This is a genomic window from Corynebacterium haematomassiliense, from assembly GCF_013978595.1.
In the GTDB taxonomy this organism is placed as follows: Bacteria; Actinomycetota; Actinomycetes; order Mycobacteriales; family Mycobacteriaceae; genus Corynebacterium; species Corynebacterium lehmanniae.
Genome location: NZ_JACDTZ010000001.1, coordinates 326,712 through 353,414, shown reverse-complemented (window position 1 = coordinate 353,414; position 26,703 = coordinate 326,712). Strand labels below are relative to the sequence as shown.

Below are 26,703 nucleotides of genomic sequence, written 5' to 3'. Positions count from 1 at the left end.
GCGCTGCGCTGTTGGCGGGGAGAACCTGTGGGCGTCGGCTAGCAATGGCCCCTTAATGGTGTTACCCTCGGCTCCGCTCTTTTTCTAGATTTCTTTGAGGAAAATTATGGGTAAAACCTTTAAAATCGCCCTTGCGCTTGTGGGCCTCACGGTCGGCGCGGGCTTCGCATCCGGCCAGGAGGTGATCCAGTACTTCCTGTCATTCGGTTACTGGGGCATCCTCGGCGCCGCGGTGGCCGGCACCGCCATCGCTGTGTTCAGCGGCTGGGTCTACCAGCTCGGCTCCTACTACCTGGCAGACAACCACAGTGTGGTCTTCCGCAGCGTGTCCAGACCATGGCTGGCCAAGTACATGGACATCACCACCATGTTCACACTGTTCTGCATCGGCTTCGTCATGGTCGCCGGCGCAGGCGCCAACCTGGAGCAGCAGTTCGGCTTCCCCACCTGGGTTGGCTCGGCCATCATGGTCGTGCTGCTTTTGCTCTCCGGGCTTCTCGACGTTGACCGTCTCACCAGCGTGATCTCCTTTATCACGCCGCTGCTGATCATCTGCCTGCTCGGCGCATTCGTGATCACGCTGATGAACATCCCGGACGACTTCGGCTACATCAACGAGATCGCCCAGACCAACCCGCACGCATCCGGCACCTTCGACAACTGGCTGATCACCGCGCTGAACTACGCCACGCTGGTGATGATCATGGACACCTCCATGATGCTCGTCTTCGCCGGCTCCCACATGAACCCGGCCAAGACCGGCAAGGGCGGCCTGCTCGGCGGCATCATGTTCGCGGTGCTGCTGATGATCCTGGTGTTCATCCTGTTCTGCAACATGGAAAACGTCATGGACGCCGACCTGCCGCTGCTGAAGGTCTTCGACACCATGCACCCAGCCGTGGGCGTGTTCGTGTCCATCGTGATCTACCTGATGATCTACAACACCGCCGTTGGCCTCTTCTACGCCCTCGGCCGCCGCCTGAGCAACGACAAGCCGGGCAAGTTCCGCGTCTACTACGGCATCGTCGTGCTGGTCGGCTTCGCGCTGTCCTTCATCGGCTTCGCCGACCTGGTCGGCTGGGTCTACCCGGTCCTGGGCTACCTGGGCCTCGTGCTGGGCATCGTCATGGGCGTTGCCTGGTTCCGCGACCGCAAGAACATCCAGGACGAGACGGGCCGCCGCGAGCGCCTGGCCGAGCTCGCCGGCAGCCAGCTGGACCCCGAGAGCTCGGATCTCACCGGTGCGGAGCGCAGCGAGGTCGACGAGCTGACCTCCGACTCCAACGTCGGCGGCAGCGAGCTGTGGCAGTCCGTGCAGGAGGAAGTGGCGGCTGACATGCACGCCGACTCCTCCAGCGACTTCGACATCAAGACCGTCCCGGCCCTGGACCCCGAGTCCGACTCCTACGCCGGCGCTCCGGATTCCCAGGGCGAGAAGATCCACTGGGAGGCGTACGAGGAGATGTACAAGACGGGCGAGTTCCCCGCCGTCAAGCCCCAGGACAAGTAAGCGCGTTTCGCTTTACGACGTCCAGCTCCGCCCCGGCCAACGTTTGTTGGTCGGGGTTTTGCGTGGCGCCTCGGAATCGTCGGGATCCCGCGGCAACGACGCGAAAACCGGCTTCCTACACCCGGCTACCAGCAGATATTTCGTGTGGTAGCCGGTTCTAGGTAGCCGGTTTCGTGGCGGGTTAGTGAAGTTAGACGCTACTCCGCGAGCTTCTTCGCGATGAGCTGGTTGACCTGCCCCGGATCGGCCTTGCCCTGGGTCGCCTTCATCACGGCGCCGACGATGGCGCCGGTGACCTTCTTGTTGCCGGCGCGGTACTTCTCCACGATGTCCGGGTTGGCGGCCAGCGCCTCGTCGACAGCCTTCTCAATCGCGCCGTCGTCGCGCACGACCTCGAGGCCGCGTGCGGCGACGACCTCGTCGACAGCACCCTCGCCGGCGATGACGCCGTCGATGGCCTGGCGGCCCAGCTTGGTGGTCAACTTGCCTTCCTTGACCAGCTCCACCACGCGGGCCACGTCGGCCGGGGTGACGCCGAGCGCGTCCAGGTCCTTGCCAGACTCGTTGGCCTTGCCGTTGATGTAAGAGACCCACCAGGCGCGGGCCTCATCTGGGGTGGCGCCGGCCTCAACGGTGTCCACGATCAGGTCGAGCGCACCGGCGTTGACCAGGTCGCGGAACTCCTTCTCCGGCAGCTGCCACTCCTCCTGGATGCGTGCGCGGCGCACCCACGGCAGCTCCGGCAGGGTCGCGCGAATCTCCTCGACCCACTCCGGCTTCGCGATCACCGGCGGCAGATCCGGGTCGTTGAAGTAGCGGTAGTCGGAAGCCTCTTCCTTCGGGCGGCCCTTGGAGGTGGTGCCGTCCTTCTCCTGGTAGTGGCGGGTCTCCTGCACCACTTCCCCGCCGTCTTGCAGCACGGCGGCCTGGCGCTGCATCTCAAAGCGCACGGCCTGCTCCACGGACTTCAGGGAGTTGATGTTCTTCGTCTCGGTGCGGGTGCCGAACTTTTCCTGGCCGACCGGGCGCAGGGACACGTTGGCGTCGCAACGCATGCTGCCCTGGTCCATGCGGGCGTCGGAGACGCCGAGGGCTTTGACCAGCTCGCGCAGCGCGCCCACGTAGGCCTTCGCCACCTCAGGTGCGCGCTCGCCGGCGCCGATGATCGGCTTAGTCACGATCTCGATCAGCGGGATGCCCGCGCGGTTGCAGTCCACAAGCGACGCGGTTGCGCCGGTGATGCGGCCGGAGGCGGAACCCAGGTGGGTGAGCTTGCCGGTGTCTTCCTCCATGTGCGCGCGCTCGATCTCCACGCGCCACTCGGTGCCGTCCTCGAGCACGACGTCCAGGTAGCCGTCGTAGGCGATTGGCTCGTCGTACTGGGAGATCTGGTAGTTCTTCGGCTGGTCCGGGTAGAAGTAGTTCTTGCGCGCAAACCGCGAGGACTCGGCGATCTTGCAGTTCAGCGCCAGGCCGATCTTGATGGCCCACTCCACGCCCTTGGCGTTGACCACCGGCAGCGCGCCCGGCAGCCCGAGCGAGACCGGGTCGATGTTGGTGTTCGGCTCCGCGCCGAAGTGGGCGGAGGAGGTGGAGAACATCTTCGTCTCGGTGGCGAGCTCGACGTGCACCTCAAGGCCCATCACGGGGTCGTACTTTTCCAGTACTTCGTCGTAATCCATCAGGTCGTACGCAGTCATGCGCATCAGTCTACTGCCCCGCCCCGCGCACCCGCGCTACAGCTCGCCGCGCCGCCGCACCCACACAAATGCGGCGGTCTTCTCACGGCCGACAGCGAGCGCATTGCCTATCGACGGCCCATTGCCCACGTGCACCTTCCCCACAATGTGTCGCCGGTTTGGGCCGGTAGGACGTCGCAAAGCAACTGCATCGCCGCCGGTGCGAGGCCGCGTCCGCGAGCATTGTCGTCGAGGAGGAATTCGTAGACCTGGAATCCGCGCATGCCGTTTGCGTCGTCGCGGGCTGCGGCGATGATGCCCGCGCGCTGCCCGTCCACCTCGATTTCGCGCAGCGCGCCCGTGTCCGCGCAGCGTTGCAGTTGCTCCAGAGTTGCGGCCTCCGTCCAGGTGCGCACCTCGGGCAACTGCTTTGCGACGTTGCCGAGCACCTCGTCGGCATATCCTGCCGTCTCCGCGGGGTCCGCCGGGGTAAGGCGCACGCGTTCGTGTTGCGGGCGACGCGGTTTCCGCCGCAGCCCGGAGACGAGCCCGGCGATGATCCACTGGTCGATGTCCGCGTCCTCCGGCGGGTTCGGCAGCTCGAAGCGGATGGCCAGCGGGCCGAAGTCCGCGAACTCGCGGTGCAGCTGCTCGGCGTACGCGTCTAGGAGAGCGAGCTGCGGCGGCACCGACGTGGCGACGACGTGCACGAACGGCTTTTCCGGGTCCAGCCCCAAAAAGCGGATCCCGGCGACGCACCAGTGCCCGTCCGCAAACTCCACGCGCCGGTTCGCCCACGCCAGAGGGTCGGACATGTCCGGCCCGCCGAGGGGTTTCAGATGGTCGCGGAAGCCAGCGCCGAAGTCCACGTCGGCAGTGTGCTCGGCCTGCGGGCGCATCTCCTTCACCGCGAGCTCACGCCGCTGGTCTGCGGTGTACCACTCGCGTAGCTGTTGAGGCATCCACGCCTCGTAGGCGTTAGTCATCTGGTCAAGCAGACTCATGCGATCACCCTAGCCACTCCCCGCACATATAGGACCCCGATGCGAACGAGAGAGGGTTTCCCTATGCTGGCTCAAGTGAATTTCCCCGATTTTTCTGACAAAAACACCCGCACCGGCACCATAGGGATCGTCGCCGTCGGAGCGCTCATCTTGGCGGCACCATTCGTGGCCCAGGCAGCGGCGGAGGGAGGCGAGCCCGCCACCACGGAGGTGTCCGCTGGTGGCGTCACACTGCGCGACGCGGACGGCGCTCCTCTACAGTGCACCCAGACTGCTGCCGCCGACAGTGCGGGTGACGGCACCGGCACGTGGGTGTGGGACTGTGACGGCACGAAAATCCAGCTGCGCACCGACTACACCATGACCGACGAGGCCGAGCGCGCCAACGCGGTCACGCGCATGTACTGGCTGGCAGCAGACGGCGAGCGAATCGACACGGACGAGCTCGATCAGCCAGCGCCCGGGGTGTACGCGGTGCACCGCAACGACATTTCCGTCGCCGCCGTCGAACGCGGTGACCTCACGGTGTACGTGGCAACGGCTCTCGCCGCCGGCCAAGAGATCGTCGAGCGTCTAGTCGAAGAGGAGGCCCGGTAGTGCAGAAGAACCGTATTTTCCAAGGCATCGCTGGCCTGGTCATCCTCGCGGGCGTGGCGCGCTACGTCTACGCGCTCACCCAGGTGCCGTGGACGCCCGCGTTCGGCGCTGCAGCGGCGGCATTCGTCCTCATTTCTGTCGCGGTGGCGTGGCTCCTTTTGCACCGCCACCCAGGACGGCCTGAGAATCCGTGGTGGCTGCCAGTCGGCATGATTGCCGCGGCGGGCTTGTGCGGCGTAGTGCCCTTCGTCAACTCCGCGTACCTCGCCGCGGCGCAGGAGCTGCCCGACGCTGTTACGTACCTGTTTTCCTCGATTCCGGAGGAGACTGCCAAACTACTGGCTGCGTTCCTTGTCATCGCCGCTTTCGCGCCGGTGCGCCGGCCCGTCGAGGCAGCCGTGGTCGGCATGGCCATCGGCGCGGGATACACCGTCGCCGAGACCGTGAACAATTCCGCGATCGCGGCGGCGCTAGATCTGCAGTCCGAGTACTACGACGGTGTCGCGTCAATGCTCGTAATGGTTGTCACGGGCCCGTTCTCGCACGCCGTGTACACCGGTCTGGCGGCGTGGGGCCTCGGCCAATTCCTGTGCCGCACCGATCAGCCTCTCGGCTGGCGCGTGTCGCGGCTCATCGGTTGGTTCCTCCTCGCCGCCGCGATCCACGGGGCGTTCAACGCCTCCAAAGAGCTTCCCGGTGTCGCGAGTCTCTTCGGCTCGATCGCGATCACGATCTTGCTGTGGGTGCTGTTGATCTGGCTCTACCGCCGCTCCCGAGCCGTCGCCTCCCACACCTCGCGGTAGCTCTCCGCGAGCGTGACCACCGTCTCGTGCGCATTGAGCCCGCTGGGGTTGCCCACCACCCACACCGGCACGCCGGCGAGGGTCTCGGGCTGGAGGCCGCGGGTGGCCTTTGGTCGTCGATAGGCATCGCGGTACGCCCCGATGCCTGCGAACATGACGGCTTTAGGCCGATGCTTTTCGACGACACTCCGCACGACCTCGCCTCCCTCAACAAGCTCTGTCTTGGTGAGGTCGGACGCCTTCGGCGTCATGCGGTTCACCAGATTGGTGAACCCGATGCCGAGCTCGGCGAGCATAGCGGCGTCCTTGTCGGACAGCCCCTCGTTGGCGTGGACGCGGTAGGGCGTGATGCCCGCGGCCTCGAGCGCCGGCCAGAAGCGGTTGCCCGGGAACGCGAAGGGCGCGTCCACCTCCTCGGTGAGGCGGCCGGGGTTGATGCCGACGATGAGGAGACGGCAGGGGTCCGGGATACGGTCGTGCATCTACGTGAACATGGCCTTCGCGGTGGTGTAGCGGCGCTCCGGCACGGTCTTGAGGTGCGCTACGGCGTCCTCGAGCGCCACGAGTTCGATGTCCTCGCCGTGCAGCGCCACGCAGGAGCCGAAGTTGCCCTCGTGGGCGGCGCGGGCGGCGTGGACGCCGTAGCGGGTGGCCAGCACGCGGTCGTAGGCGGTTGGCGTGCCGCCTCGCTGGGTGTGGCCGAGCACCGTGGTGCGCACGTCGTAGCCGAGGCGCTTTTTCACCTCGTCGCCGATGATTTGGCCCATGCCGTTGAAGGTCTTGTGGCCGAACTCGTCTTCCTCGCCCAGGCCGGCGTCCATGGTGCCTTCCTTAGGCGTCGCGCCCTCGGCGACGACGATGATGCCGTACTTCTCCCCCATCTGGAACCGGCGCTCCATGGCCTTGCAGATCTCGGCGATGTCGAACGGCTCCTCCGGGATCACGGTGTAGTGGGCGCCGCCGGCCATGCCGGCGTGGAGGGCGATCCAGCCGACGTGGCGGCCCATCACCTCAACGATGAGGATGCGGTTGTGGGACTCGGCCGTGGTGTGCAACCGGTCGATGGCGTCGGTGGCGACGGACACGGCGGTGTCGAAGCCGAAGGTGTAGTCGGTCGCGGCGACGTCGTTGTCGATGGTCTTGGGCACGCCGACGACGGGGATGCCGTTGTCGGAAAGCCACTTCGCGCCCTTGAGCGTGCCCTCGCCGCCGATGGCGATCAGGGCGTCCACGCCGGCGTCGTCCAGGTTGGCCTTGATGGTGTCCAGCCCGGCCTTGAACTTGTCCGGGTGGAGGCGGCCGGTTCCCAGCACGGTGCCGCCGCGCAGGAGGAGGGAGTCCATGTAGGCGTCGTCGTAGAGGTCGACGCGGCGGTCCTCCATCAGGCCCACCCAGCCGTCGCGGTAGCCCACGACGGTGGAGCCATACTCCGTGTTGGCGGTGCGGACGATGCCGCGGATGACGGCGTTCAGGCCGGGGCAGTCGCCGCCGGAGGTCAAAGTGGCAAGTCGCATGACTGCCAGGCTACCCCCGAAGACGAAGCGATGACACCGCCCCGATCAGCATCGCGGCGCACGGCAGCGCGAGCGCTAAACCGGCCGTGGATTCGATGGCCCCGGAGGCGAGCACCACGCCCACCAGAGCCACGCCAAGCACCGAGCCGACCTGGCGGGCGGTGTTGTAGAGCCCCGAGGCCGCCCCCGTTTCGTGCTCGGGGATGCCGCGCATGGTCACCGCGGCGTTGGGCGCCCACACGAACGCGCCGCCGATGCCCAGAAGCGAGGTCACTGCGGTAAACAACCACACGCCCGCCCCTGTGTGGATCAGCGCGATCGCGAGCGCTAACCCGGCCGCGGAGACGGTAAAGCCCGCGGCGCAGAGCTTGCCCGGGTCGCGACGGTCCGTCAGGTACCCGGCCACCGGGGTGAGCACGAGCGCGAACACGGACATGGGCGCGGTGATCGCGCCGGATGCCGTCGGCGAGGCTCCGGCGACGGTTTGCAGCCAGTACATCAGCGGGATGAACATCGACGCCACGGTAAAGCCCATCGCGAACACGCCCAGGGCGCCGAGGGCGAACGAGCGGTTGAGCATGAGCTCCAGGGGCAGGAACCCGTCGTCGGTGCCGTTGCGGGCGGAGAGCACCAGCACGCCGATCAGCAGAGCACCGAAGAGGATCGAGGGCCACTGCCCGAACTGGATGCCGTAGACCAAAAGCCCCAGCCCGCCGAACGACAGCAGCACCGGCAGCAGGGTCACCCGCTCGCCGCTGCGCGGCAGCCGCGGCAGCGCAACCAGCCCGGCGACAAGCGCGACCGCGCCGAGCGCGGCTTGGGCGAAGAACGCCGCGCGCCAGCCGAAGCCGTCTGCCACTGCCCCGCCGACCACCGGGCCGATCAGGGACGCCACGGAGCCGATCACGCCCCAGGCGGCGAACGCCCGGCCTTGTTTGTCCTCCGCGAACACGCGCGGGATCAGCCCGAACGCCTGCGGCAAAAACACTGCGGCGCCCGCACCCTGCAGGCCGCGGGCCACCACCAGGGCCCAGAACGACCAGGACGCGCCCGCGAACACTAGTGCGGCCACGTAGATGGCTAAGCCGATGAGGAAGACGCGGCGTTGCCCGAAGGCGTCGCCAAGTTTGCCCGTCGCCGGCATCGGGGCCACCGTGCACAGCAGGTAGATGCTGGTCAGCCACACGGCGGAGCTGACGTCGAAAGGCAAAAGCGGCGTGATCACGGGCATGAAGCCCTGATCGATCAGGACAAGAAAATACCCCGCAGCCAGGGCTGCGAGGGTATTCCAGGGATTAACGGCCGGCTTCAAAAGCGGCACCCACGCGGTACAAGCGCGCGTCCTCGAAGGCCGGGGCGATCAGCTGCAGGCCCACCGGCAGGTTGGTGTCGGACGCCTCGCCCGCCGGCACCGACATGCCGGGCAGGCCGGCCAGGTTCAGCGGCAGGGTGAACAGGTCGAAGTTGTACATCGCCAGCGGGTCGTCCACCTTGTCGCCCAGCTTGAACGCTGTGGTGGGCGTTGACGGGGCGGCGATGACGTCGCAAAGCTCGAATGCCTTGGCAAAGTCCTGCGCCACCAGGGTGCGCACACGCTGCGCCTGCAGGTAGTACGCGTCGTAGTAGCCCACAGACAGCGCGTAGGTGCCCAGGATGATGCGGCGCTTGACCTCCGCGCCGAAGCCCTCGCCGCGGGTGGCGGCCATGACTTCCTCGGCGGAGCGGGAGCCGTCGTCGCCGACGCGCTGGCCGTAGCGCATGCCGTCGAAGCGGGCGAGGTTGGAGCTGACCTCGGAGGTCTGAATCAGGTAGTACGCGCCCATGACGTCTTCGAAGCTCGGGCAATCCACCTCGACGATCTCCGCGCCCTGCGCCTCAAGCTGCGCGTAGGCCTTGTCGATGGCGTCCTTCACGCCGTCCTGCGTGCCGGGGCGCTCGAACTGCTTCACGCGGCCGATCTTCACGCCCTTCAGGTCGCCGGAAGCGCCCTCGCGGGCGGCGTCGGCGAGCGCCGGGACCTCGCGGTCCACGGAGGTGGCGTCGAATTCGTCGTGGCCGCCGATGATCTCGTGCAGCAGCGCGGTGTCCAGCACGTTGTTCGCGCACGGGCCCACCTGGTCCAGGGAGGACGCGCAGGCGATGACGCCGTAGCGGGACACGCCGCCGTAGGTCGGCTTCACGCCCACGGTGCCGGTCAGCGATGCCGGCTGGCGGATCGAGCCGCCGGTGTCGGTGCCGATGCCCAGCGGGGCCTCGCCGGACGCGAGCGCCGCCGCGGTGCCGCCGCCGGAGCCGCCAGGGACGCGCTCCAGGTCGTGCGGGTTCTTCGTCTGCTTGTACGCGGAGTTCTCCGTGGACGACCCCATGGCGAACTCGTCCAGGTTGGTCTTGCCCAGAATCGGGATGCCGGCCGCGCGCAGCTTGGCCACCACGGTGGCGTCGTACGGGCTCATGTAGCCCTCAAGCATCTTCGACGCGGCGGTGGTCGGCGCGTCGGTGGTGACCAGCAGATCCTTCAGCGCAAGCGGCACGCCTGCAAGTTTGGAGGCCGGCTCCTCGCCGCTTTTCACCTGCTCGTCCACCTTGTCCGCAGCCGCGAGCGCCTCCTCGGCGCCGACGTGCAGGAAGGCACCGAGATCGCCGTCGACCTCAGCGATGCGGTCGAGGAAGGCTTGGGTGACCTCGCGGGAGGTGACTTCGCCGGACTGGATCATTGCGGCGAGCTCGTGCGCTGGCTTTGCGACGAGACCTTCGGCCGGAATCGTGTACTGCGTCATTTCCTTCTAGTCTCCCTCTCCGAGAATCTGCGGAACCACGAAGCGATCGTCTTCCACGGCCGGGGCCTGGTCCAGCGCCTCGGCCTGCGTCAGCGTCTTCTTCTCCACGTCCTCGCGCATACCTGCGTCGATGGAGTGCGGGTGGCTCATCGGCGTGACACCCTCCGTGTCGACGCTTTGCACCTTCGAGACCGCGTCCACGATCGTGTCCAGCTGCTGGGCAATGTCGTCCAGCTCCTCGTCCTTCAGCGCGATTCGCGCCAGGCGTGCGATGCGCGACACCTCGTCGCGTGAAATCTCAGCCACAGTCCAATCCCTTCCACATCGCGTGGGTTGCGTATGACGCGCCTTATCTTACGTCAACGCAATTCGCTCACCCGCGAGCGGTGAGGCGCACTGGCAGCGAAGCCCAGCCGCCCACAGGGTGAACCTCCCGTTCGCCTTGTCCGGCGCTGGATAGCTCCGCCACTGCGAGGAGTTCCTCGGTGAATGCTTGAAGCTCAACGATCGACAACGTCTTGCCAGGGCAAGCGTGCGGCCCGGCGCCCCAGACCAGGTTCTCGTCGGCGTTCGTCTCCGGTTCGAAGCCGTCCGGGTCTGCAAACGTTTCCGGGTCGCGGTTTGCCGCTGTCCAGTGGATGCGCACCCTTTGGCCTTCGGGCAGATCGTGCCCGTCGAGCGACACCGGGCACGTGGTCACTCGCCGGTTGCTCACAAACGGCGAGTCAGCGCGAAGGATTTCGTCGGCGATCGCAGTGAACTCCTTTTGCGAAACGCCGCCTGCGAGGCGGTCCTGGAGCTCAGGGCGTTCGATCAGCGCGTCCAGCACAACCCCGATGCAGTAGGCCATCGAACTCAGATCGCCCGCAGTCCAGTTGCGCAGCACCGAGACCACTTCCTCGAATTCCAGACGTCGACCGAAACTGTCGTCGGAGACAAGACGCGAGGTGACCGAATCGTCGGGACTGTCCTGGAGAGGCTGCACGACGGAGCGAATGATGTCGTCGAAACGCTCAGCGACCGCCGCTGTGCGCTCGAGTTCGCCGGACCGCGTTGCCGCGTTGTTGTCGGCCACCCACGCAATGAGGGTGTCGTCGAGCTCGCTGGGCCAACCGAGCCAGGCGGTCATGGCGCGGACCGCATACTGGGCGCCCAAGTCGCCGACGGCGTCGACCTCGCCGTTCGACAGCGCTTCTTCAGCCAACTGGCGCGCGATCTTGCGGAACACCGGATCGAGCTGCTCGACCTCCTCCGCCGCGAGGTAACGGTCGATCAACGCGCGCATCTCGGTGTGCTTTTCGCCGTCGAGACCGTTGGGCAACTGCAAAAATCGCGACACACCCGACGAGAACTGTTCCGGGTTCTCCGCCACTTCGCGGGCGAGAGCGTTGCCCGTGACGACGACCTCCTTGCCGTCGCGAGCCAACTTCGCGCCGTCGCGAAGCAACGCGTCTCCGACCGCGCGGGGCTCGGCGCCGGCGAGTGTGGTCTGCGGGATTTCGGTGCGGCTCATCGTGCTCCTCCTTAGTTAGAAGACTGCTGCGGTTTCGACCGTACACCCGCTGCCGGTGTGCCGAATTGCTATAAATAAGGCCATGTCGTACCTCATCCGCGTTTCCCTTCCGGACGTCCCCGGCAGCCTTGGTCAGCTCGCCGAGGCGTTCGGCATGGTCGACGCCGACATCAACTCCGTGGACATTGTGGAAACCTCCACCGACGGCGCTGTGACCGACGACATCGTGGTCACCCTGCCCACCGGTGTGATGGTGGACACCCTGATCACCGCCGTCTCTTCTGTCGACGGCGCGGAGGTGGATTCCATCCGCCCGTTCACCGGACGCGTGGACCGCCGCGGGCAGATCCAGATGCTCGCCCAAATCGCGGCGCAGTCCGGAAGCGTCGAGGACCGGATTAGCGAGCTTGTCGACGTCATACCGAGCGCCGTGACCTCCTCCTGGGCCGTGGTGCTGCGCACCTCAGACGAGGGCCTCACCCGCGCCGCCGCCTCCCCCGCCGCGCCGGAGGACGACGGGTCGCACCCAAAGATGCCGCCCATCGAGGTCGCGCGCATCCTCCAGCCGGACTTCGACGGCTGGGCCCCGGAGTCCTGGTTCCAGCTCGGCACTTCGCTCACCATCACTCCCCTGCCCGGCACCGACATGGTGCTGGTGGTCGGCCGTGTGGGCGGACCGGATTTCCTCGCGTCCGAGGTGCGCGAGATTGGCGACCTCGGCTGTATCACCGGCGCGATGCTGCGGTAGCCGCAACCCACACCGTTGCACACTTTCTAGAATTCTGTAATTCTGGAAACTATGCAACCGATTGAAACACGCCTCTCTGACCTAGAAGCTCGCGTTACCGCGCTCGAACAGACGGCATCGCTGGAACCCACTACTCTCCCCGCTTCCGACGACAAAACGCACCACGGCACAGTCACCTTCAAAGGCGACGTGGAGCTGCCGACCGGCACTTACTCGTACGAATGGATCCGCCCCACAGCCTGGATAGCAGACCAACCGTGGGACGACGCGATGGACCGCATCGCCGCGCTCGCGCACCCCGTCCGCGGCGCCATCCTGCGCCACCTCTTAGCCACACCAGCGAGTGTCACGGAGCTGGTCGAATCTGAGCTGGTCTCCTCCACCGGCACCGCGTACCACCACCTGAAGGAACTGCAGGCCGCCGGCTGGGTGCGCAAGCAGGGCGGGATGTTTGAGATTCCCCCGGCCCGCGTCATCCCACTGATGGCGATCGTGATCGCCGGAGAGGACCACTGATGCGTGCTACCAACATTGCCACCGGAGGAATCTCCGCCGTCCTCGCCGCCGCGTTGATGCTCTCCACCGGCCCCCGTGAGATTTCCGTGGCCTCCGAGCACACTGGCGATACCGAGATCTCCTCCGCCCTCGAAAGCTTCTCGGAAAACGGCCACCACAACCTCGCCGCCTTCACCTATGACGACGGAGAGGCCCGCTTCGGCGGCCTCGGCGCCGACGAGCACACCGAATTCGAAATCGGCTCGATCACCAAGACATTCAACGCAGAGCTGGTCCGCCAGTTCATCGACGCCGGCGAGCTCAGCCTGGACACTCAGGTGCAGGAGCTTATCGACGTCCCCTCCGCCCCCGTTGCCGATGTCACCATCGAGGAGCTGCTCAACCACACCTCCGGGCTCGCCACCACCGAAAGCCTCAGCCTCGCGGACATGTTCGCGGCCAACATCCGCGATGGCGGTAACCCCTACCGGCGCGACACACCGCAAGACATTCTCGACGCCGCCGGTTCCGCCGAGCTGAACAACCGCGGCGAGGAGCAGTACTCGAACTACGGCCACGCGCTGCTCGGCCAACTGCTTGCCAAGCATGCCGGCGTGCCCTACGACGAGTTGCTGCGCACCCGCATCTTCGAGCCCGCCGGCATGACGTCGACCTACGTGGCGCTACCGGGCACCGTCGACGAAGCACCCACAGGCCTGGCCGCCAACGGGCACCCCGCCGGCCCGTGGGACATGGACGGCTGGGCCCCGGCCGGCGCGATCCGCTCCACTGCTGCCGACATGGCGAAATACGTGGAATGGGTGTCCTCGCACGGTGTGCCCGACTATGGCTGGGCAAGCCTCGACGAAGACGGACAGGAGATCACGTTCCACAACGGCGGCACCGGCGGCTTCCGCACCATGTTGGTCTGGGACCCCGAGCGCACCGACCACAGCCGCGCCGCGTTTGTCGCGGGCGACACCGAAGCCTGGGTGGACGCGCTCGGCATCGACCTTATGAAGGAGACCCGATGATCGCACTCGTCATGATCCTGCTGCTCCTTGCGTCCGCGACGTTCAGCGCCGTGCGGAACGCCAAGGGCCCCACTTACGCCCTCGTCAACGCTGTGATCTCCGCAGCGGTGGTGTGGTTGCTCTCATTCGGCGTGAACTGGAACGGCCAGTTCCCCATCTGGCTGTGGTGGGCCCTCGCCGTCTGGGCGGCTGCACTGATCGGCCTGAGCGCCGCGCGCCTTACGCAAGCGCGTCGGGGCCGCCCTCGAGCAGCTGCACAAACTGCGCCTCGGTGAGGATCGGCCGGCCCAGCTCCTCCGCCTTCGCGGCCTTCGATCCGGCGTTTTCGCCCACGACCACGTAGTCGGTCTTCTTCGACACCGAGCCGGCCGCCTTGCCGCCGCGCGACAAGATGGCTTCCTTGATTTCATCGCGGGTGAAGCCCTCCAGCGTGCCGGTGGCGACGATGGTCAGCCCCTCCAGGGTCTGCGGGGCGCGGTCCTCCTCGGCGGATTCCATAGTCACGCCGGCCGCGGCCCAGCTGTCCACGATGTTTTGGTGCCAGTCCACGGTGAACCACTCTTTGAAGCTCTCGGCGATCACGTCGCCCACACCGTCGGTTTCGGCGAGGTCGGCCACGGGGGCGTCGATAAGCGATTGCATCGAGTGGAAGCGCGACGCGAGCGCGCGGGCCGCGGTGGGGCCGACGTGGCGGATGGATAGCGCGACGATGACGCGCCAGAGGTCGGCGCCCTTGGCGGTCTCCAGATTGGCAAGCAGCTTTTTGCCCGACGCGTTGACCTCGCCGTCCTTGCGGGTGTACACGCTGGACTTTTTCAGGTCGTCCTCGGTGAGATCGAAGAGTTTCGCCTCGTCCTCGAGCACGCCGGAGGCGATGAGGTCGACCGCGCCCTTCTCCCCGAGGGCTTCGATGTCGAACGCGCCGCGCGAGGCGATGTACTCCAAGCGCGTGGCCAGCTGCGCCGGGCAGGAGCGGGTGTTCGGACAGCGCCAGTCCGCGTCGCCCTCCTTCGCGGGTGCCAACTTCGTGCCGCAGGCGGGGCAGTTTTCGGGGTAGACGAACTCGCGCTCGGTGCCGTCGCGAAGATCCGCCACAGGCCCGAGCACCTCCGGGATGATCTCGCCGGCCTTGCGCACCACCACCGTGTCGCCGATCATCACGCCCTTGCGCTTGACCTCGTGCTGGTTGTGCAGCGTGGCCATGGACACTGTCGAGCCGGAGACGAACACCGGCTCCAGCACCGCGAACGGGGTCGCGCGGCCGGTGCGGCCAACGGAGACCTCGATGTCGAGCAGCTTCGTGGTCACCTCCTGCGGCGGGTACTTGTACGCGATGGCCCAGCGCGGCGCGCGCGAGGTCGCCCCCAGCGCGCGCTGCTCGGCCACGGAATCCACCTTGACCACCAAGCCGTCCATCTCGTGGATGGCGTCGTTGCGGTGCTCGCCCCAGTAATTGACCGCCTCGATGACCTCGTCGGCGGTCTCAGCCCGGCGCGTGTACTCGCTGACCGGCAGTCCCCACTCGGCGAGTTTCTCGTACGCCTCGTGTTGGCTTTTCGGGGTGAAGCCCTCGCGCGCGCCGATGCCGTGGCAGATCATGCGGAGCTTTCGCTTCTTGACGTCCTCCGGGTTCTTCTGCCTCAGCCCACCAGCCGCGGTGTTGCGCGGGTTGGCGAACGGCTTGCCGCCTTCCTTCTGGCGCAGCTCGTTGAGCTCCGGGAAGTCCTCGGGGCGGATGAACACCTCACCGCGGACCTCCAGGAACGCCGGGGCGTCGCCAGTGAGCTTTTGCGGGATGTCCTCGATCACCCGGGCGTTGGCGGTGATGTCCTCGCCGGTTGTGCCGTCGCCGCGGGTGGCCGCGCGGGTCAGCTCGCCGTTTTCGTAAACGAGGTCGATGGACAGCCCGTCGATCTTCAGCTCCGTCAAGTACGGGCCGGGCGCCTTAGAGAGCCACTCACGCATCTCGTCTTCATTGAAGACGTTGTCCAGGCTCATCATGCGCTCGGGGTGGGTCACGTCCGCGAACGCGGTGTCGGTAGCGGGTGCGCCGACCTCCTTCGTGGGCGAATCCGGCACCGCCAGCTCCGGGTGATCCTCCTCCATCTTCTGAAGGCGGCGGAACAGCTCGTCGAACTCGCCGTCGGTGATCACCGGCTGGCCGTTGTAGTACAGGTCCCGGTGCTTGCGGACCTCAGCGGCCAGCTCGTCCCATTCACGGTGCAGATCAGCGGAAATTTCACTCACGGCAAGCCAGTGTAGGTCTTACACGGGTACATAGTTGTTGAAGAGTGCCAAGACTAGAGAGGTGATGCTTGGCGCGCCCTGGATTTCCGCGGGCCCGACAAGTTTCTATTCATCGGTGCACCGGTGCATCTAGGAGGTGCCGTTGCAAAGTTGGGGGGGGGAGAGCAGCGAAGACTCAGTTTCTCATTCCCTGATGGCCGCTGCGTGTGGGCGTTCTCAGGCCGTCTCGAAGACCCGGTTGACGATCACCGCGTCCGGGTTCGGTTGCCCGTAGGCAAACATCGTGCCTTGCCCTTTCCGCAATGAGTGCATCGCCTCCATCCCTTTCAACGTCCGATATGCAGATGTCCGGTTCTTAAACGCGTCTTTCGGCCCGAGGATCCGCTTCAGCCGACCATGGTCGCCTTCCAGGATGTTGTTGAGGTATTTCACCTGCCGGTGTACCACTGTTGGCGGGCAGATTCCCTCTGACTTCAACTCGGCGATTGACCTGGCTAGGGAGGGTGCTTTATCGGTGTTGATCACTCTGGGATACCCGGCTGACGCATTGGATCTGAGAGCCTTGGCCAGGAAACGCTTCACTGCGGCCACGTCCCGCTTCGGAGAGAGGTAAAAGTCCAGGGTCTGGCCACCGGCGGTGATCGCCCGATAGAGGTAGCACCACCTGCCGCCGACCCGGATATAGGTCTCATCCACCCGCCAGGAACTGGCCTGCCAGTCAGGTACCTGCCGGTACCACCGTGTTTGCTTGTCCAGCTCAGGGGCGTATTTCTGGACCCAGCGGTAGATCGTGGTGTGATCGACCGGCACGCCCCGCTCGGTCATCATTTCCTCCAGATCGCGGTAGCTCACCCCGTAGCGGCAGTACCACCGCACTGCCCACAGAATGATGTCACGGGGGGAAATGACGACCGGAGAAGATACCCATGGCTGTGATTATTTCACGTCGCTCTTCCTACTGCCCCAACTTTGCAACAGCACCGCGGCGACCATGCGCAGCACGCCGGGGTTGCGCAGCGGCGCAAGACGCTCGCCGAGAGTGCCGGGCTTCGCTCCGGGCAGGCGGGGCATCGTCGTCAGCGCGATGATCGCGGCCAGGGCGGCGACGATCGCGATGAGCACGAACGTAGCGCGCCAGCCCCACGCGCCGGCGAGCCAGGTACCCACCGGCACGCCGGTGAACAGGGCGACCGTGAGCCCTGCGGTGACCACGGACAGGTAGGTGCCCTGATTGCCCTCGGGCGCGCCCTCGGCCACGGCGGCGAACGCGGTGGTCGAGACCGCTGCAGCCGATAAGCCCGCGACGATCCGCAGGATGAAGAGCGTGGTCAGGTCGGGTGCGATCGCGCAGCCGAGGTTCGCCAGCACGAACACGCTCAGCCCGCCGAACAGGACGAGCCGGCGCGGGTAGCGATCCAACCAGACCGCGAGCACCGGAGCGCCCAGGGCGAACGCGAAGGCAAAGCCGGTCACGAGCTGGCCGTCCGCGCCGGGGGTGACGTCGAGGTCGGCGGCGACGGTGTTGAGCACGCCGGCGATCACGAACTCGTCGGTGCCGAGCGAGAGCGTGGCGATGAACAGGGCGGTAAGCCACAGGGAACTGCGGGGCATGGGCACCTCCGGTCGCGTCGAAGCATGGTGATGTTCTATGTTTCACGAACATCGAACACGTTAGCAGATCGTTCGATAGGCGGCGAACAAGGTAGGATCGAGGCATGCCCCCGACCGACCATGCGGACACCAAGCACCCGGCCACCGCGGACCTCTCGCTCACGCGAGTGCTCTCCGCGCTGTCCGATCCGCTACGCCTCGGCATCGTTTGCCTGCTCTCCGACGGGCAAGAGCGGCAGTGGGGCGAACTGGATGCCCCCGTGTCGAAGTCGACGCTGAGCCACCACATGAAAACGCTGCGCAGCGCGGGCATCACCCGCACCCGCGACGAAGGAACCCGCTGCTACGTCCATCTGCGCGCCGACGACCTCGAAGAACGCTTCCCCGGACTCCTGGCATCCGTCCTGAGTTCGGCGGACGAGGACGCCGCACCCGTCGGGCTCAAGTAGTCCGACCCGCTCGACCAAGTGTCATAAGCAACACAGCGCTACATGGAGACGAGAACGCCGTTGGGATGCGAAAGTAGCTACGTCTGTTTGATGGTCCAGGAGATCGACGGGCCTGCCGATTTGAGATGTGATCTGATCAGATCAGCAGATCAGACACAATCTACTGTTTCAGTTGCATGGGGCGGTCGAAGAGGTTGTCTTCTGCCTCGTGCTTGTGTTGCGAGGGTGAGTGTGGCGAGAACGGCGAAGGATGCTCCGATCCACATGGCTGCGGAGGGATCGTCACCGGCTCGGCCGATGGCGAGCGCGCCGATTGCTGATCCCAGGGCGACGCCCATGGTAATGACGGAGGTGTGCACCGTGCTGACCATGTTCCCGGTTCCTCCGATTTCAGCGACGCGGGCGACCATGGCGGGGTTCATCGGCACTCCGGCGACGCCCACGATGAGCACCATGGCCAGCACGAGCGGCTGTGCGTTGCTGAAGGCTCCAAGGAGCGCGAGTGAGATGAATAGCAGTGTGTGTCCGATGCGCAGGATGCCGATGGCGTGCTGGTCGGCGAACTTGCCGACGATGAGGTTGCCGATGAAGGACACGATCCCGTAGGCGAGCAGGATCAGGGTCGTCGTATTCGTCGCGAAGCCGGCGTTCTGTTCCAGCAGCGGGGTGAAGTAGGAGAAGCCGGCAAAGGCTGCGCCGATGGTCAGCAGGCTGACCAGGTATCTGGACCAGAGTTTCGGCGAGCGCAGCTTGCGCAGGTCCTGTGCGGCGGCTTCCTGGGTGGCGGCTTCACGGGCGGGCAGGGTGAGCAGGCTGATGAGGAACACGGCGAAGGCCGCGATGCCTAGGATGTAGAAGCTGGACTGCCAGCCCCAGCGGGCCGCGAGGAAGTGCGACAGCGGCAGGCCGATGACGGTTCCGATCATGATGCCGCCGAGCACGATGGACACTGCTTCGCCGATCTTCTCCGGACTCGGGGCCAGTCGGGCGCTGTAGGCCACGGCGATGCCATAGGCGGCGCCGGAGAGGCATCCGGTCAGAACGCGAAGCAGTGCCAGCCACCAGAACTCGTGGATCAGCGGGACCAGGACCTCCAGCGCGGCATAGGTTCCGATGACGATCAACAGCGAGGCTTTGGGTGGGCGATGCCGCAGGAGGTACACCAGCAGCGGGCCTCCGAGCGCCATGCCGAGCGCGTACAAAGTGACCACCGTCCCGACCTGGCCGGTCGAGACGCCCAGGTCTGCGGCGATCTGCGGCATCATCCCCGCGGTCTGGAACTCGCTCATGACCACCACCATGATCGTGAGCATCAGTACGTACAGGTATTTCTTCATTGCTCGGTCTCCAATGTGGATTCTCTAGTACAAAATAAAGGTGCAGGTGAGCCCGACAGCTCACGGATTTCTCAGTAGTGGCGTATCAAGGTGTCAGGGCACTGAGGCCGAGTGCGACGATCCGCCGCAGTTCCTCGGGTGCGGAGCCGGCCTGTGCCATGACGCGAATCCCTGAGATCAGGGTGACGACCAGCAGTGCGGTGTCCCGAGCGTCCAGGTCCGGCCGGAGGCTGCCGTCGAACCTGCCGGCCCTGACGGCGTGCTCCAGCATCGCGAGCTGGCGTCCCAGTGCACGGTCGAGGATGCGGGCGACGCGCGGGTCCTGACTGCCGCGGTCCGGCGTCATGCGTGTCGTCACGACCATGCACCCGGCCGCGTGCCCTTCAGTGGACGCCTCGTACTCCTCGGCGATCATGAGATTCAGAACACCGCTCACGCGTGCGAAGCCATCCAGTTCGGCATCGGCGAGCACCGCCTCCTGACTCTCACCAGTGACCTCGACATAGCGCTCCAGTGCTCGAACGAACAGCTCATCCTTGGAGTCGAAGGCGTTGTACAGGCTGCTCCGCCGCACCCCGGCCGCCGCGCACAACTGCTCAGTCGACGTGTCCGCGAATCCACGCACCCTGAACTGCGCGGCCGCGGCATCCAGCACCGTCGCCTCGTCAAACGTTCTTGGTCTACCCATATCCGCGATGCTAGCAGTTGATGGACTATGGAGTACAAAACAAACACAGGCCGTGACCGACGCAGCGTCGACTGGTGCAGCCGTTGTTGAATGGGCTGCCCGCATGACGCGCACCTGGCTCGTATAGGTGCTGTTGCAAAGTTGGGGGGGAGAGCGGCGAAGACTCAGTTTCTCATTCCCTGATGGCCGCTGCGTGTGGGCGTTCTCAGGCCGTCTCGAAGACCCGGTTGACGATCACCGCGTCCGGGTTCGGTTGCCCGTAGGCAAACATCGTGCCTTGCCCTTTCCGCAATGAGTGCATCGCCTCCATCCCTTTCAACGTCCGATATGCAGATGTCCGGTTCTTAAACGCGTCTTTCGGCCCGAGGATCCGCTTCAGCCGACCATGGTCGCCTTCCAGGATGTTGTTGAGGTATTTCACCTGCCGGTGTTCAGATACCCATGGCTGTGATTATTTCACGTCGCTCTTCCTACTGCCCCAACTTTGCAACAGCACCATCTAGGATGTTTTTGAGGAAGGAGGCCAGCACATGACCGAAGCACGAACAATCGCCGTTCAGACCCTCACGGAATTTTCCCGCGAAGCAGCAGTGGCATCAATGAAGTTAGAAAACCGCAGCCTGCCGTCCGAGTACTCGCGTTCTCAAACGACCGCCGCACTTCTTTCTGACCTCCGAAGGGCACGCGGTTGGGATTAAGCCCCGGGTACGGCGAAACACCACTCGAAGGTGATCGCATCGACGCTTTGGAGCCGCTGGTGCTCGACCGGTACGGCCGAATTCCTAGCAAGGCTGAGATCTACGACCTCGAAACAGAGTTGCTTCTTATCGCCCGGACCCGGCTGCTCGAAAGCGTCGACGCCGCCCGGCTTTCCCTCGACGACATCCTCACCACGTCGTTTCTCGTACACCTCCACGAACAGCTCTTCGGGGGCATCTGGACGTGGGCCGGGGCACTGCGTCGGACGGGTCTGAACATTGGGGTGGATCCGCACCTGATTTCGACGGAGTTGCACACCGCGTTTGGCAACCTCGGCTACCAGGCCAGCGAGAGGCTTCTCACCGCCCGCCAGCTGGGCGTTGCCGCCCACGCAGAGCTCGTCCGCATTCACCCGTTCTCGGACGGCAATGGTCGCGTCACCCGTCTCATGGCAGACCTCGTTTTCGCCGCCGCGCAGCGCCTCCCGCACGCGCAGGAGTACGACTGGGACCTGGATAAGTCCGAATACATCCGCCTGCTGCGCGCCTACGACCTCAACCGCGACCCAGTGCCTCTGTCGGAGTTCATCAGCGTGCGTACGCTCGGCGAATGACTTGCCCGCTGCCCGTGTCGGCGCGCTCATTACAATGTCGCTCATGGCCACTTTCGACGCCTCCCGCATGCTCTCCTTCGACCTGGAGACCACCTCCGCCAACCCGCGCGAGGCCCGTGTGGTCACCTCTGCGCTCGTGCGTATCGACGGCTCCGAGGTCGACGCCAACGAAACCCTCGCCGACCCTGGGGTGGAGATCCCGGAAGAGGCCGCGAAGGTGCACGGCATCACCACCGAGAAGGCCCGCGCGGAGGGACGCGACCACGACGAGGTGGTGCGCGAGACCGTGGAGGCGATCAAGCAGGGCTGGGAGGACGGACTGACCCTGGTGGTGTTCAACGCCCCCTACGACCTGACGGTGCTGCGCCAGCTCACCGGTGACTTCACGGTCACCGGACCGGTATTCGACCCCCTGCTCATCGACCGCGCCAAGGACCGCTACCGAAAAGGCCCGCGCAACCTGACGTCGATGTGCGAGCACTACGGCGTGCGGCTGGACAACGCGCACGAGGCCACCGCCGACGCGTTCGCCGCCGCGCGTGTGGCGTGGATGCAGGTGCGCAAGCTCTACCCGGATCTTGCCCAGATGGACACCGGCGAGCTCATGGAATATCAGGCGGTGCAGTACTTCACGCTGCAGGAGGATCGGAAGCGCTACTTCGAGTCCCAGGGCCGCGACGCTTCGAACGTGCTGCCCGGCTGGCCCATGCTCGGCTAGTTCTGGGCTAGTTGAGCGCAAGCTCCGCGCGCAGCTTCTCGGCGAAGTCGTGCAGACCCCGGTTGTCGCCCTCGGATTCGACCGAGTACGTCTCCCCCGACTTCGTCTTCACCACCATTGCGCCCGACTCGCTGATGATCACGTCGGCAATGCTGGCGGAATCGAGCTCTGTGGTCTCTTTCTTCTCCACCAGGCGCAGCGTCTGCCCGTCAAAATCGGCCTCGCGCTTGCCCGACAAAAGCCCAAACGCGGCGAAGAACGCGATGCCGATGGCAATGCCGAAAATCATGTCGTCCATCATGAGGCCGAAGACGACGAAGAACATCACGCCGAAAACGATCCCTGTGGAGAGGTCGGCCTTCTTCTTGTCCCAGTGCAGCGGTGCGCTCATGCCTCCACTGTAAGTGCCTCGGCCATCTCCCGGGCCGCCCGGTAGTTCGCCGCGCTGTCCACCAGTGTGGCGGCCGGCTCGGCGTAGACGTCCACGGTCGTGGTGGCCGGGTCAAGCTGCAGCTCGTCGAAGAGGTTGTACAGCTCGCGCGGGGCCATAACGGGAATCGCGATGCGTGTGCCGGCGTCCAGCAGCCGGGCAAGCGCGTCTTTGCCGGCGCGGCGCGGGTCGCAGGTGAGCCACGGAACGTCGACAAGCTTGGGCGTATGCAGCAGGTGCTCGCCGAAGCGCGCGAGCGTCTCCTCCGGCTCGGGGATCGCGCGGATGGTCTCGAAGTCGGTCGCGCCTTGCAGCGTGCCGGCGACGACCTCGGGCAGGCGTGGCTCGTCCAACTGCAAGACACTCTTGCCAAACCGCCTCTCGACGTCCCTCCGGTGCCCCACGCACACCTCCAACAGCGCGTCTGTGAGGTCGCGAAGCGCGCCAGGGTCGGTGATCATGCGGTGGCCGTTGGCCATCTCGATCTCGGCGGCGAGCGTGAACGGGCCGGCCAGCTGCACCTTCACGGTGTCCGCCTTGCCGTGCCAGAGCTCCTCGAGGTGGTCGAGGTCGCGCTCCATGCGGTCGGCATCCTTGCGTGCCCGAGCCGCCACGCGCCAGCCGCGGGGCCCGCGCGCCACGGGGATTTCCAGCATCGCGGCGGTGCGGCCGATCAGGTCCGAGCCGGCGCCACGGTCCGGCAGCTGCGGGACGTGCGGCAGCGGCGACTCGGAGAGCACCACGTCCGCGGCTTGCGCGAGGTCGGTGCCGGGCAGAGGCCCGAGGCCGAACGCTGTGGGAGGAAGTGTTGTCACGGAGCCGATGTTACGCAGTGGCGCAGATGGTTCCGGAGCCCAGCACGATGTCGCCCAAACCGTCCGGGTCCGGCAGGTAGAGCACCGCAGCCTGGCCGCGCGCCACGCCCTCGAGCGGCTCGTGCAGGGCGAGCGTCATCTGATCGCCGTCGATGCGGGCAGTGCAGGGCACGACCCCGCCGTGGGCGCGGATTTGCACGTTGGCCTCGAACTCGCCCTCCATCGCCGGGTGCAGCACCTTCAGGCGGTCGGCGGTGATCTCGTGGACCTTCAGCGCCTCGCGAGGGCCGACGGTGACCGTGCCGGTGGTGGTGTCCACGTCGGTGACGTAGCGCGGCTTGCCGTCTTCCGCAGGCACGCGGATGTTCAGTCCCTTGCGCTGGCCGATCGTGTACTGGAACGCGCCGTCGTGCTCTTTCAACTCGTGGCCCTCGGTGTCTTTGATCATGCCGGGGCGCATGCCGATCGAGCGGCCCAGAAACGCCTGGGTGTTGCCGTCGGGGATGAAGCAGATGTCGTAGGAATCCGGCTTGGACGCAGTGGCGAACCCGTGGCGGGCCGCCTCCTCGCGGATCTGCGGCTTTTCAGTATCCCCTACAGGGAAGATGCAGCGGTCCAGCTCGTCGCGGGTGAGCACGCCGAGCACGTAGGACTGATCTTTCTTCGGGTCGGTGGATCGGCGGAGGTTTCCTTGGTCGTCGATAATTGCGTAGTGCCCGGTGGCGATCGCGTCGAAGCCCAAGGTCACCGCGCGGTCGAGCAGTGCCGCGAACTTGATCTTCTCGTTGCAGCGCAGGCACGGGTTGGGGGTCTCGCCGTGTTCGTAGGACCACACGAAGTTGTCGATGACCTCTTCTTTAAAGCGGTCAGAGAAGTCCCACACGTAAAACGGGATACCCAGGTGGTCGCACACGCGGCGCGCGTCGGCGGAGTCCTCCAGGGAACAGCAGCCGCGGGCAGACTCGCGCGTCTGCTGCGCGTCCTTGCTCAGTGCAAGGTGCACGCCGACAACGTCGTGGCCCGCCTCCACCAGGCGCGCAGCAGCGACAGAGGAGTCCACTCCCCCGCTCATGGCCGCCAATACTCGCATGTCGGCGCAGTGTAGTCCCGTGAAGGCGAAAGGTGAAACGTCCGGCTGGTCGCGTGGAAACACCCCCTCGACACATACCCCCCTGGGGTATTAAGGTGGAAGACGGCCGTCGTGCTAGGCCCCCGGCACGACCGAACCGACCACAACGATGAACTGCAACGAGAGGACAGAACCATGAACGACAGACACGCCCACTCCAGCACCGAACCCGGTGGGCACGCCAGCCATCACGAACACAGCAACCACGGAGGCCCTGCCGGCCACAACCACACAGAGCACGCGGGCCACGGAGAACATGGAGGCCATGGCCACGCGGGCCACGCAGGCCATGGCGATCACGTAGCCCAGTTCCGCAGGCTCTTCTGGATCATGCTGGTTCTCGCGATCCCGGTCGTCGGATTTAGCGAAACCTTCGCCCACCTCATCGGCTACCAGCTACCTGACGCGGAATGGACCCGCTGGATCTCGCCGCTCTTGGGCACGGTCATTTACTTCTGGGGAGGTCGCCCGTTCTTGACGGGTGCTGTCTCCGAGATCCGCTCACGAAAACCCGGCATGATGCTGCTGATCGCCCTGGCGATCACGGTCGCTTTCGTCTCCTCCTGGGGTGCGAGCCTGAACTTGCTGGACCGCGAGCTGAATTTCTGGTGGGAACTGGCGCTGCTGGTGGTCATCATGCTGCTGGGGCACTGGATCGAGATGCGCTCCCTCGCCCAGACCACCTCGGCCCTGGATTCGCTCGCCGCACTTCTGCCCGACGAGGCCGAGAAGATCGACGGCGACGAAGTAGTGAAGGTCACCCCGGCGGATCTTGAGGTCGGCGATGTCGTGATCGTGCGGCCCGGCGCGTCCGTGCCTGCCGACGGCATAATCGTCGACGGCAGCGCCAGCATGGACGAGTCGATGGTCACCGGTGAGTCGAAAACGGTGCGGCGCGGTGAGGGCGAGCACGTGGTCGCTGGCACCATCGCGACAGACTCGGGTCTGCGCATCGAGGTCACAGCCACGGGTGGCGACACCGCGTTGGCCGGCATTCAAAAGCTCGTCACCGATGCGCAAGAATCGTCATCGCGGGCGCAGCGCCTCGCAGACAAGGCCGCCGCGTGGTTGTTCTGGTTCACCCTCGGCGCCGCCATTCTGACCGCCGTGGTCTGGACCGTCGTCGGCATGCCAAACGACGCCGTAGTGCGCACCATTACGGTGCTCGTCATCGCCTGCCCTCACGCCCTAGGTCTCGCAATCCCGCTGGTCGTCTCGATTGCGACTGAGCGCGCCGCCCGCGGCGGGGTACTGATCAAGGATCGGCTCGCTCTCGAATCCATGCGCACCGTCGACGCCGTGTTGTTCGACAAGACCGGCACCCTCACCAAAGGCGAACCCACCGTCACCGCGATCGACACCATCAGCGGATATGAGGAAGCAGACGTGCTCGCGCTGGCAGCGGCCGCCGAGGCGGACAGTGAGCACCCACTCGCTCGCGCCATCACCGGTGCGGCGGAGACCCGTGACGTGGCTGTGCCGAGTGCCAGCGACTTCTCCTCGTCGCCAGCCGTGGGCGTGAAGGCAACTGTTGACGGTGAGGTAATCGAGGTCGGCGGCCCCTACCTGCTTGAGAAGCATTCCGCCGAAGAGCTCCCCATCGCAGACGAGTGGCGAAAGGAGGGCGCGATCATTCTCCACGTCCTCGCCGACGGCGAAGTGATCGGAGCACTCCGGCTTGCCGACGAGATCCGTCCCGAGTCCCGCGACGCCGTCGACGCACTGCACTCTGCGGGCGCCCAGGTCGTCATGATCACCGGCGACGCGCAGGCCGTCGCGGACACCGTCGCCAAGGATCTGGGCATTGACCGGGTCTTCGCGGGTGTGCGTCCCGAGCACAAGGCCGCGAAAGTCAAGGAACTGCAAGGCGAGGGCCACAAGGTCGCCATGGTCGGCGACGGCGTCAACGACGCCCCCGCGCTGGCCCAGGCCGATGTCGGCATCGCGATCGGTGCCGGCACAGACGTGGCGATCGGCTCGGCGGGCGTCGTCCTGGCAAGCTCCGACCCGCGATCGGTGCTTTCGGTCATCGAGCTCTCCCGTGCGACCTACCGGAAGATGAAGCAGAACCTGTGGTGGGCGGCCGGCTACAACCTGCTGTCCGTTCCGCTGGCTGCCGGTATCCTCGCCCCAATCGGGTTCGTGATGCCGATGAGCGTCGGCGCAATTCTGATGTCGGCCTCGACCGTCGTCGTCGCCCTCAATGCGCAGCTGCTCCGCCGCCTCGACCTCACCCCGCAGAGCAGCGCCGACCGGATACTTAACCGGTCCAAGTGACCCGACACCGTCCACA

The 26,703-nt window shown here is 65.9% G+C and carries 28 protein-coding genes and 2 pseudogenes; 12 read left to right on the top strand and 18 right to left on the bottom strand.

What is annotated here, in order from left to right:
• The first annotated feature begins 106 nt into the window (after positions 1-106).
• On the top strand, positions 107-1,510 hold the full coding sequence (locus H0193_RS01735) for a YkvI family membrane protein (protein WP_181888287.1): 1,404 nt from the start codon (positions 107-109) through the stop codon (positions 1,508-1,510).
• Positions 1,511-1,707: 197 nt separating this feature from the next.
• Here H0193_RS01735 and gatB read toward each other — a convergent pair whose 3' ends face one another.
• Positions 1,708-3,210 (bottom strand): Asp-tRNA(Asn)/Glu-tRNA(Gln) amidotransferase subunit GatB, encoded by a 1,503-nt coding sequence (gene gatB, locus H0193_RS01730; RefSeq protein ID WP_181888286.1) that lies wholly within the window; start codon positions 3,208-3,210, stop codon positions 1,708-1,710.
• 107 nt (positions 3,211-3,317) lie between these two features.
• A complete protein-coding gene (locus tag H0193_RS01725; RefSeq protein WP_181888285.1) occupies positions 3,318-4,193 on the bottom strand; it encodes a hypothetical protein in 876 nt (291 codons plus the stop codon).
• A gap of 75 nt (positions 4,194-4,268) precedes the next feature.
• Between H0193_RS01725 and H0193_RS01720 the strand changes: the two genes are divergently transcribed.
• Positions 4,269-4,790: a hypothetical protein gene (locus H0193_RS01720; RefSeq protein WP_181888284.1), complete on the top strand. Its 522-nt coding sequence runs from the start codon at positions 4,269-4,271 to the stop codon at positions 4,788-4,790.
• Entirely contained in the window at positions 4,790-5,593 is an 804-nt protein-coding gene (locus H0193_RS01715; RefSeq protein ID WP_181888283.1) for a PrsW family glutamic-type intramembrane protease, read from the top strand. The genes H0193_RS01720 and H0193_RS01715 overlap by 1 nt, the downstream gene beginning before the upstream one ends.
• On the opposite strand, the gene H0193_RS01710 is transcribed toward H0193_RS01715, so the two are convergent.
• From H0193_RS01710 to H0193_RS01685, 6 genes are all read right to left on the bottom strand, one after another.
• Positions 5,551-6,075, bottom strand: coding sequence for a mismatch-specific DNA-glycosylase (locus H0193_RS01710; RefSeq protein ID WP_181888282.1), 525 nt, complete (start codon positions 6,073-6,075; stop codon positions 5,551-5,553). The two genes, H0193_RS01715 and H0193_RS01710, sit on opposite strands and share 43 nt — an antisense overlap.
• On the bottom strand, positions 6,076-7,107 hold the full coding sequence (locus tag H0193_RS01705; RefSeq protein WP_181888281.1) for a 6-phosphofructokinase: 1,032 nt from the start codon (positions 7,105-7,107) through the stop codon (positions 6,076-6,078).
• Positions 7,108-7,117: 10 nt separating this feature from the next.
• Positions 7,118-8,428 carry an MFS transporter gene (locus H0193_RS01700; RefSeq protein WP_338026565.1) on the bottom strand — a complete coding sequence of 437 codons (1,311 nt, stop codon included), beginning with the start codon at positions 8,426-8,428 and terminating at the stop codon, positions 7,118-7,120.
• The gene (gatA, locus tag H0193_RS01695) at positions 8,403-9,884 is read right to left on the bottom strand and encodes an Asp-tRNA(Asn)/Glu-tRNA(Gln) amidotransferase subunit GatA (RefSeq protein WP_181888279.1); all 1,482 of its coding nucleotides are present in this window, start codon (positions 9,882-9,884) and stop codon (positions 8,403-8,405) included. The genes H0193_RS01700 and gatA overlap by 26 nt, the downstream gene beginning before the upstream one ends.
• Before the next feature lie 6 nt (positions 9,885-9,890).
• The gene (gatC, locus tag H0193_RS01690) at positions 9,891-10,190 is read right to left on the bottom strand and encodes an Asp-tRNA(Asn)/Glu-tRNA(Gln) amidotransferase subunit GatC (RefSeq protein ID WP_070474874.1); all 300 of its coding nucleotides are present in this window, start codon (positions 10,188-10,190) and stop codon (positions 9,891-9,893) included.
• A 67-nt stretch (positions 10,191-10,257) separates the two neighbouring features.
• On the bottom strand, positions 10,258-11,397 hold the full coding sequence (locus tag H0193_RS01685) for a cytochrome P450 (protein ID WP_181888278.1): 1,140 nt from the start codon (positions 11,395-11,397) through the stop codon (positions 10,258-10,260).
• A gap of 82 nt (positions 11,398-11,479) precedes the next feature.
• On the opposite strand from H0193_RS01685, the gene H0193_RS01680 reads away from it, so the two are divergent.
• From H0193_RS01680 to H0193_RS01665, 4 genes are read left to right on the top strand one after another with little or no spacing between them, the layout of a single operon-like run.
• Complete coding sequence (locus H0193_RS01680) at positions 11,480-12,145, top strand: ACT domain-containing protein (RefSeq protein ID WP_181888277.1); 666 nt, start codon at positions 11,480-11,482, stop codon at positions 12,143-12,145.
• A gap of 51 nt (positions 12,146-12,196) precedes the next feature.
• Positions 12,197-12,661 carry an ArsR/SmtB family transcription factor gene (locus tag H0193_RS01675; RefSeq protein ID WP_181888276.1) on the top strand — a complete coding sequence of 155 codons (465 nt, stop codon included), beginning with the start codon at positions 12,197-12,199 and terminating at the stop codon, positions 12,659-12,661.
• Positions 12,661-13,674: a serine hydrolase domain-containing protein gene (locus H0193_RS01670; RefSeq protein WP_181888275.1), complete on the top strand. Its 1,014-nt coding sequence runs from the start codon at positions 12,661-12,663 to the stop codon at positions 13,672-13,674. The genes H0193_RS01675 and H0193_RS01670 overlap by 1 nt, the downstream gene beginning before the upstream one ends.
• Positions 13,671-13,949: a hypothetical protein gene (locus H0193_RS01665; protein ID WP_070474869.1), complete on the top strand. Its 279-nt coding sequence runs from the start codon at positions 13,671-13,673 to the stop codon at positions 13,947-13,949. Before H0193_RS01670 ends, H0193_RS01665 begins: the two co-directional genes overlap by 4 nt.
• On the opposite strand, the gene ligA is transcribed toward H0193_RS01665, so the two are convergent.
• The 3 genes and pseudogenes from ligA to H0193_RS01650 all read right to left on the bottom strand — a co-directional run bounded on the left by ligA (position 13,894) and on the right by H0193_RS01650 (position 17,532).
• Positions 13,894-15,921 (bottom strand): NAD-dependent DNA ligase LigA, encoded by a 2,028-nt coding sequence (ligA, locus tag H0193_RS01660; protein ID WP_181888274.1) that lies wholly within the window; start codon positions 15,919-15,921, stop codon positions 13,894-13,896. The genes H0193_RS01665 and ligA overlap by 56 nt on opposite strands.
• A 216-nt stretch (positions 15,922-16,137) precedes the next feature.
• Positions 16,138-16,849 (bottom strand): annotated as a pseudogene (locus H0193_RS01655) (IS6 family transposase).
• 8 nt (positions 16,850-16,857) lie between these two features.
• Positions 16,858-17,532 (bottom strand): MFS transporter, encoded by a 675-nt coding sequence (locus H0193_RS01650; protein ID WP_202032077.1) that lies wholly within the window; start codon positions 17,530-17,532, stop codon positions 16,858-16,860.
• A gap of 104 nt (positions 17,533-17,636) precedes the next feature.
• On the opposite strand from H0193_RS01650, the gene H0193_RS01645 reads away from it, so the two are divergent.
• Complete coding sequence (locus H0193_RS01645; RefSeq protein ID WP_181888273.1) at positions 17,637-17,981, top strand: ArsR/SmtB family transcription factor; 345 nt, start codon at positions 17,637-17,639, stop codon at positions 17,979-17,981.
• 149 nt (positions 17,982-18,130) lie between these two features.
• On the opposite strand, the gene H0193_RS01640 is transcribed toward H0193_RS01645, so the two are convergent.
• The 3 genes and pseudogenes from H0193_RS01640 to H0193_RS01630 all read right to left on the bottom strand — a co-directional run.
• Positions 18,131-19,318 carry an MFS transporter gene (locus H0193_RS01640; RefSeq protein ID WP_181888272.1) on the bottom strand — a complete coding sequence of 396 codons (1,188 nt, stop codon included), beginning with the start codon at positions 19,316-19,318 and terminating at the stop codon, positions 18,131-18,133.
• Between the two features lie 85 nt (positions 19,319-19,403).
• Positions 19,404-20,006, bottom strand: coding sequence for a TetR/AcrR family transcriptional regulator (locus tag H0193_RS01635; protein WP_042529878.1), 603 nt, complete (start codon positions 20,004-20,006; stop codon positions 19,404-19,406).
• A gap of 205 nt (positions 20,007-20,211) precedes the next feature.
• A pseudogene (locus H0193_RS01630) lies at positions 20,212-20,451 on the bottom strand (DDE-type integrase/transposase/recombinase); the annotation flags it as partial.
• Between the two features lie 85 nt (positions 20,452-20,536).
• Between H0193_RS01630 and H0193_RS01625 the strand changes: the two are divergent.
• The 3 genes from H0193_RS01625 to H0193_RS01615 are packed head-to-tail and all read left to right on the top strand — an operon-like array spanning position 20,537 to position 22,036.
• Positions 20,537-20,704 carry a hypothetical protein gene (locus H0193_RS01625; RefSeq protein WP_181888271.1) on the top strand — a complete coding sequence of 56 codons (168 nt, stop codon included), beginning with the start codon at positions 20,537-20,539 and terminating at the stop codon, positions 20,702-20,704.
• Positions 20,695-21,318: a Fic family protein gene (locus H0193_RS01620; protein WP_181888270.1), complete on the top strand. Its 624-nt coding sequence runs from the start codon at positions 20,695-20,697 to the stop codon at positions 21,316-21,318. The genes H0193_RS01625 and H0193_RS01620 overlap by 10 nt, the downstream gene beginning before the upstream one ends.
• 43 nt (positions 21,319-21,361) lie before the next feature.
• Complete coding sequence (locus H0193_RS01615) at positions 21,362-22,036, top strand: 3'-5' exonuclease (protein ID WP_181888269.1); 675 nt, start codon at positions 21,362-21,364, stop codon at positions 22,034-22,036.
• A gap of 7 nt (positions 22,037-22,043) precedes the next feature.
• On the opposite strand, the gene H0193_RS01610 is transcribed toward H0193_RS01615, so the two are convergent.
• The 4 genes from H0193_RS01610 to H0193_RS12545 all read right to left on the bottom strand — a co-directional run bounded on the left by H0193_RS01610 (position 22,044) and on the right by H0193_RS12545 (position 24,710).
• On the bottom strand, positions 22,044-22,427 hold the full coding sequence (locus H0193_RS01610) for a hypothetical protein (RefSeq protein ID WP_181888268.1): 384 nt from the start codon (positions 22,425-22,427) through the stop codon (positions 22,044-22,046).
• The gene (locus H0193_RS01605) at positions 22,424-23,281 is read right to left on the bottom strand and encodes a uroporphyrinogen decarboxylase/cobalamine-independent methonine synthase family protein (RefSeq protein ID WP_181888267.1); all 858 of its coding nucleotides are present in this window, start codon (positions 23,279-23,281) and stop codon (positions 22,424-22,426) included. Before H0193_RS01605 ends, H0193_RS01610 begins: the two co-directional genes overlap by 4 nt.
• Before the next feature lie 10 nt (positions 23,282-23,291).
• On the bottom strand, positions 23,292-24,371 hold the full coding sequence (gene mnmA / locus H0193_RS01600) for a tRNA 2-thiouridine(34) synthase MnmA (RefSeq protein WP_181888266.1): 1,080 nt from the start codon (positions 24,369-24,371) through the stop codon (positions 23,292-23,294).
• Positions 24,372-24,485: 114 nt separating this feature from the next.
• Entirely contained in the window at positions 24,486-24,710 is a 225-nt protein-coding gene (locus H0193_RS12545; RefSeq protein WP_392399013.1) for a hypothetical protein, read from the bottom strand.
• Positions 24,711-24,740: 30 nt separating this feature from the next.
• Here H0193_RS12545 and H0193_RS01595 point away from each other — a divergent pair, with 30 nt between their 5' ends.
• Positions 24,741-26,687, top strand: coding sequence for a heavy metal translocating P-type ATPase (locus H0193_RS01595; protein ID WP_392399014.1), 1,947 nt, complete (start codon positions 24,741-24,743; stop codon positions 26,685-26,687).
• The last annotated feature ends 16 nt before the right edge of the window (positions 26,688-26,703 follow it).

Coding starts and splice junctions, on each gene's coding strand:
- H0193_RS01735 (WP_181888287.1), top strand. CDS start 107: ATGGGTAAAACCTTTAAAATCGCCCTTGCGCTTGTGGGCCTCACGGTC.
- H0193_RS01615 (WP_181888269.1), top strand. CDS start 21,362: ATGGCCACTTTCGACGCCTCCCGCATGCTCTCCTTCGACCTGGAGACC.
- H0193_RS01675 (WP_181888276.1), top strand. CDS start 12,197: ATGCAACCGATTGAAACACGCCTCTCTGACCTAGAAGCTCGCGTTACC.
- H0193_RS01645 (WP_181888273.1), top strand. CDS start 17,637: ATGCCCCCGACCGACCATGCGGACACCAAGCACCCGGCCACCGCGGAC.
- gatB (WP_181888286.1), bottom strand. CDS start 3,210: ATGACTGCGTACGACCTGATGGATTACGACGAAGTACTGGAAAAGTAC.
- mnmA (WP_181888266.1), bottom strand. CDS start 24,371: ATGCGAGTATTGGCGGCCATGAGCGGGGGAGTGGACTCCTCTGTCGCT.
- H0193_RS01670 (WP_181888275.1), top strand. CDS start 12,661: ATGCGTGCTACCAACATTGCCACCGGAGGAATCTCCGCCGTCCTCGCC.
- H0193_RS01710 (WP_181888282.1), bottom strand. CDS start 6,075: ATGCACGACCGTATCCCGGACCCCTGCCGTCTCCTCATCGTCGGCATC.
- H0193_RS01680 (WP_181888277.1), top strand. CDS start 11,480: ATGTCGTACCTCATCCGCGTTTCCCTTCCGGACGTCCCCGGCAGCCTT.
- gatA (WP_181888279.1), bottom strand. CDS start 9,884: ATGACGCAGTACACGATTCCGGCCGAAGGTCTCGTCGCAAAGCCAGCG.
- H0193_RS01685 (WP_181888278.1), bottom strand. CDS start 11,397: ATGAGCCGCACCGAAATCCCGCAGACCACACTCGCCGGCGCCGAGCCC.
- H0193_RS01705 (WP_181888281.1), bottom strand. CDS start 7,107: ATGCGACTTGCCACTTTGACCTCCGGCGGCGACTGCCCCGGCCTGAAC.
- H0193_RS01665 (WP_070474869.1), top strand. CDS start 13,671: ATGATCGCACTCGTCATGATCCTGCTGCTCCTTGCGTCCGCGACGTTC.
- H0193_RS01625 (WP_181888271.1), top strand. CDS start 20,537: ATGACCGAAGCACGAACAATCGCCGTTCAGACCCTCACGGAATTTTCC.
- H0193_RS01640 (WP_181888272.1), bottom strand. CDS start 19,318: ATGAAGAAATACCTGTACGTACTGATGCTCACGATCATGGTGGTGGTC.
- H0193_RS01610 (WP_181888268.1), bottom strand. CDS start 22,427: ATGAGCGCACCGCTGCACTGGGACAAGAAGAAGGCCGACCTCTCCACA.
- H0193_RS01725 (WP_181888285.1), bottom strand. CDS start 4,193: ATGAGTCTGCTTGACCAGATGACTAACGCCTACGAGGCGTGGATGCCT.
- H0193_RS01635 (WP_042529878.1), bottom strand. CDS start 20,006: ATGGGTAGACCAAGAACGTTTGACGAGGCGACGGTGCTGGATGCCGCG.
- H0193_RS01650 (WP_202032077.1), bottom strand. CDS start 17,532: ATGCCCCGCAGTTCCCTGTGGCTTACCGCCCTGTTCATCGCCACGCTC.
- H0193_RS01595 (WP_392399014.1), top strand. CDS start 24,741: ATGCTGGTTCTCGCGATCCCGGTCGTCGGATTTAGCGAAACCTTCGCC.